Consider the following 3,810-nt stretch of genomic DNA (forward strand, 5'->3'; position numbering starts at 1 on the left):
ACCCGGCGATCCACCAAGACTCGACCGGCAAAGCCACGGCAAGCAGCGCGACTGGCGACGCCAGACCACCCGCCGCGGCAATTGCGCCAGCAAGCGCGAGGCCGCCCGTCGCCACCGAGGCACGGCCGGCGAGCGTCATGCGTCCGGTGGCGGCAACCAGAAGCGCTGCGAACCAGCACAGACCGAAAGCGCCGAAGATCGCAGCCACGGTAACGGCGGCGCCCAGACTTGAGGTGACCAGCGTCACCGCCGCACCCGCGGCGAGGAAGGGAGTGGCGAGCATGACGCCGATGAAGCGGCGCTGGCGCTGGCGCTCAGCCTCGTCCGTGACGGTCGGATGAACCATGCGTTCGCAGCCGGCGGCAACCGCGCCAGGCAGAGGAACGTATCTGGCCGTAATCGAACTCAACGCACTCGGACCCGGTCGTGAATTGCCCTGCTTCTGCAGGTGACTCTTGATTGGATTGAAAGTCGCATCCAGCGTTTAAGGAATGGATAAGGCGGAGAAGGCGAGCGCCCTGCCCGCGGCAAATATCGGGACGCCGACACCCCAAAGCCCGTCGATCTGCCGCCATGGTAAATGGAGCGTTAGCCACAGCGCGGCTCGCCTGGCTTCCTGAAAACCCAGTGCCGATGCTCGCCCTTTCCAGAATTTTTCTTTTGAAACAGCCGCATAGATGGCTATTTCAAAGTTAATACAGTGGATCAGATTTGAGTTAGATCAATAGCGAAAACCAATCCTTTCCAATTCATCTAAAATTTGAAGAAAATTCGCGGCTTCGGCGCAAGCCACGCTTCGCGCCTTCGTGCCATTGTCATGTCCATAAAAAGAGGTCATGCCGATGGATGCATGATCCGATCACGACGAGGCATCGAGATGGGCTTTCTGATCAGGATGGCTTTCTGGTTTTCGCTGGTGCTCTTGGCGCTGCCGCTCAGCGTCGGCCCCGACGAGGATGGCCGCGAGGCAGTCGGGCCGATCCAGGCGCTGTTTGCGGCGCGCGAGGCGGTCGGCGACATCGCCGGCATCTGCGAGCGCAAGCCGGATGTTTGCAAGACCGGCAAATCGGCCATGCACACCATCACCGTGCGCGCCAAGGAGACAGCCAAGATCGCCGCCGCCATGCTTGATGACCAGCAGTCGGAAAAGACGGCCGCGCCCGCTGCGAAGGCAGCGCAGACGTCTGGCGAGACCACCGGCAGCGTCGCCGAGGACATCGTGCTGCCCGCCAAGGTCAACATTCCGGCGATGCTGACGGCGAAGAACTAAGATTGCTTTTTCTGGAAATGCTCTAACGCCGCGGGCCCGCCCGACCTCTCGACGCCCGCGGCGTCTTTCTTTTTCCGTGACGTGGCGGCGCCGGGTCACTATATGCGGGCAATGACGACCTCGATCGAAACGATCCGCGACGATTTCTCCCTGCTCGACGAGTGGGAGGACCGCTACCGCTATGTCATCGAGCTCGGCGAGGCGCTGCCTCCGTTTCCCGAGGCGGAACGCACACCGGCCAACAAGGTGCCGGGCTGCGTCAGCCAGGTGTGGCTGACCACCGAGCAGGGAGAAGGCGTCGATCCGGTGGTCAGCTTTCGCGGCGATTCCGACGCCCACATCGTGCGCGGCCTTGTCGCCATCATGCTGGCGCTGTTCTCGGGCCGGCCGGCCAGTGAAATCCAGAACACCGATGCGGAAGTGACGCTGAAAGAGCTCGGCCTCGACGAGCATCTGTCGCCGCAGCGCGCCAACGGCCTTCGCTCGATGGTCAAGCGCATCAAGCGCGACGCCGAAGCCGCCTTGAAGCAAACCGCCTGACTCTGCCCCAAGCCCGGCAACAAGCAGCACCTGCTGCGAGTTCACGCGTTCGCAGCAAGAACTTCCCTGAAATACCTCAAAAGCAAACGGCGCCCCGCGGGCGCGGCGCCCCGCGGGCGCCGTTGCTTTTGCCGACCTGCGGAAGCTGCTACCGGCGACCCTTGGGCTTGCGGCCGAGGCCCATCTTCTTGGCCAACTGCGAACGGGCGGCTGCGTAGTTGGGAGCAACCATCGGATAGTTGGCGTCCAGGCCCCACTTCTCGCGGTATTCTTCCGGGGTGAGATTGTAATGCGTCATAAGGTGGCGCTTCAGCGACTTGAACTTCTTGCCGTCTTCGAGACAGACGATGTAGTCGTCATGGACGGAGCGCTTCGGGTTGACGGCCGGCTTCTGCTTCTCGGCCGAAGGCTGCTCCGTCGTGCCGCCGATGCGGCCGAGCGCGGCATGGACGTCGGCAATCAGGTTCGGCAGTTCGCCGACCGGCACCGGGTTGTTGCTGACATAGGCCGCGACGACATCGGCAGTCAGCTCGATTAGCGCGTCCCCATTCCTTGAAGGTGTTTCGACGATATCCATTGTGCTCAGGCCCCAACGAGAGTTTGTTTTCTAGACTGCGCCCTTTTTCTGGATCGGGCATCGCGCGAAATTCATGCAGGCAAGCCCTGCGATTCGCGTCGCGTCATCTTAATGACCCTGTGCTGCAAGTAAGTCAATTCACCTACTGAATTATATTCGGCGATATTCATCAAATATTGCCGATTCAGCTTCAAAAATTCGTGTGCCGTGTAACTTAGCGAGATTTTTCTGGCCGGACCAGTGCAGCCTGACGTGGCGCCAAGCACGCTTTTACACCTCTGGTCGCGTCAAAACAGGTTCTTTATGCTTGGCTAAACTAATGTTTGGCCGCCCGGTGAGCGAAGAATCCTATGGATCATGGCGCGGACATTCATCCTCGCGTCGAACAGCCAAGTCGCCTCGACGAACCTCTCAGTGGGGTTTGATGTACTTGCCGTAGACCCAGCTGGTAACAAAATGACCGTTCTGCGCCGGATCGTGCCAGACCTCGCACCAGCGGTAGCGGATCGCCTGCCGCTGCTTCCAGTGCGGTTGGCCGGCAATGTCGAGCAGATCTATCCCGCCCGTGCAACGGCCGGTCATCTGCAAGACGGTGCCATTCGGAAAGGCCGCCTGTCTTTGCGATGTGTTTGACGGATACTTGCGCGCGTTGAGCGTGTCGCCGAACGGCACGCCAGCCACTTGCCAGGCCGCGAACACGGTTGCATGAGACTGGCCGGAAAAGGCCAGGACCGCCGAAACGACAGCGAAAGCCACGGCGGCTCGAACATAGGATTTCATCTTTTCCCCTTTCGACTTACTTTGTGTAGACCACCTTGAACCCCGCCCTTTGAACCGCTGCTGAGCGACACGTTCATTCGCCATTCAAGCAGATTTCAGGCAATTCCACAGCGAGACGCAATGACCAGAACCTCCGTCTTCCCGACCGCCATCCCGCCGCGGCCCGAGAAACGCCCCATCTTCGACGTTCATCACGGCATCACCCGCACCGACGACTACGCCTGGATGCGGGCCGCCAACTGGCAGGCGATGTTCAGGGACCCTGCACTGCTCGACGGCGCGATCCGCGCTCATCTCGAGGCCGAGAATGCCTACCAGGCAACGCTGATGGCCGACACGGCCGAGCTGCGCCGCAAATTGTTCGCCGAGATGAAGGGGCGCATCAAGGAGGACGACTCCACCGTGCCGATGAAGGACGGTCCCTACGCCTATGGCTCGTCGTTCAAGCTCGGCGGCGAGCAACCGCGCTACTTCCGCACGCCGCGGGATGGCGGCATTGAGGAGATCCTGCTCGACGGCGATGCGGAAGCCGAAGGCAAGCCCTATTTCCGTCTTGGCGGATTCGACCATTCGGCTGACCATCGCAAGCTGCTCTGGGCTTTCGACGACAAGGGCTCGGAGTTCTTCGCGCTGCGCGTGCGGG

Annotated in this window: 4 protein-coding genes and 2 pseudogenes; 3 read left to right on the forward strand and 3 right to left on the reverse strand. The window is 61.2% G+C overall.

The window, feature by feature from the left end; translation table 11 throughout:
* Window positions 1-346 (reverse strand): annotated as a pseudogene (locus tag EOA75_RS30215) (PAS domain-containing sensor histidine kinase); the annotation flags it as partial.
* A gap of 531 nt (window positions 347-877) precedes the next feature.
* Between EOA75_RS30215 and EOA75_RS30220 the strand changes: the two are divergent.
* A complete protein-coding gene (locus EOA75_RS30220) occupies window positions 878-1,270 on the forward strand; it encodes a DUF5330 domain-containing protein (RefSeq protein WP_127325863.1) in 393 nt (130 codons plus the stop codon).
* A gap of 111 nt (window positions 1,271-1,381) precedes the next feature.
* Window positions 1,382-1,810 (forward strand): SufE family protein, encoded by a 429-nt coding sequence (locus EOA75_RS30225; RefSeq protein ID WP_066997661.1) that lies wholly within the window; start codon window positions 1,382-1,384, stop codon window positions 1,808-1,810.
* A 148-nt stretch (window positions 1,811-1,958) separates the two neighbouring features.
* Here the strand turns inward: EOA75_RS30225 and EOA75_RS30230 are convergent, their stop codons facing one another.
* Entirely contained in the window at window positions 1,959-2,387 is a 429-nt protein-coding gene (locus tag EOA75_RS30230; RefSeq protein WP_127325862.1) for a MucR family transcriptional regulator, read from the reverse strand.
* A 411-nt stretch (window positions 2,388-2,798) separates the two neighbouring features.
* Window positions 2,799-3,167: an SH3 domain-containing protein gene (locus EOA75_RS30235; protein WP_127325864.1), complete on the reverse strand. Its 369-nt coding sequence runs from the start codon at window positions 3,165-3,167 to the stop codon at window positions 2,799-2,801.
* 120 nt (window positions 3,168-3,287) lie between these two features.
* Between EOA75_RS30235 and EOA75_RS30240 the strand changes: the two are divergent.
* Window positions 3,288-3,810 (forward strand): annotated as a pseudogene (locus EOA75_RS30240) (S9 family peptidase); the annotation flags it as partial.

This window comes from Mesorhizobium sp. M1A.F.Ca.IN.022.07.1.1, assembly GCF_003997575.1.
GTDB lineage: Bacteria > Pseudomonadota > Alphaproteobacteria > Rhizobiales > Rhizobiaceae > Mesorhizobium.

What these genes read in the sequence shown, in the direction of transcription:
- EOA75_RS30220 (WP_127325863.1), top strand. Translation starts at nt 878, where the DNA reads ATGGGCTTTCTGATCAGGATGGCTTTCTGGTTTTCGCTGGTGCTCTTG.
- EOA75_RS30225 (WP_066997661.1), top strand. Translation starts at nt 1,382, where the DNA reads ATGACGACCTCGATCGAAACGATCCGCGACGATTTCTCCCTGCTCGAC.
- EOA75_RS30230 (WP_127325862.1), bottom strand. Translation starts at nt 2,387, where the DNA reads ATGGATATCGTCGAAACACCTTCAAGGAATGGGGACGCGCTAATCGAG.
- EOA75_RS30235 (WP_127325864.1), bottom strand. Translation starts at nt 3,167, where the DNA reads ATGAAATCCTATGTTCGAGCCGCCGTGGCTTTCGCTGTCGTTTCGGCG.